Origin of the sequence: Bremerella sp. JC817 (assembly GCF_040718835.1) — a bacterium.
Taxonomy (GTDB): Bacteria; Planctomycetota; Planctomycetia; order Pirellulales; family Pirellulaceae; genus Bremerella.
In genome coordinates this window covers 1-325 of the sequence record NZ_JBFEFG010000242.1, presented here as the reverse complement: position 1 = coordinate 325, position 325 = coordinate 1, and the positions used below count along the sequence as shown (strand labels likewise).

Here is a 325-nt window from a genome sequence, read left to right as displayed (position 1 = left end):
CCTGATCATCGCCCAGAATCCGGAGGTTCGCGCCGTCTTCCTTTCCTCGCCGAAGCTGACGATGGCAGGCTGGGATAAAGTGATCGCGTTGCCTCAGCTCGATCAGTTGAGTTTCGATGGCGAGGTCGAGCTGACGCCGTCGATGAATTTCCGCGAAACTTACTCTGAAGCGTCCCGTTAATCTGGTTAAGCCACTTGGCAAAGAAAAACACAAGACCCGACGCAAAAAGGAAGGAGCGTTTTATACGCCTGAGTTCATCACTCGATACATCATTGAACAAACGCTTGGAGGTGTGAAGTGGACCCCAATTTTCGGACCACGGGA

Annotated in this window: 1 protein-coding gene; it reads left to right on the top strand. The window is 52.3% G+C overall.

The features are described 5' to 3' along the window. Positions 1-181: hypothetical protein (locus AB1L30_RS03005; RefSeq protein ID WP_367011877.1), on the top strand; the 181-nt coding region annotated here is incomplete at its 5' end. Between the last annotated feature and the right edge of the window lie 144 nt (positions 182-325).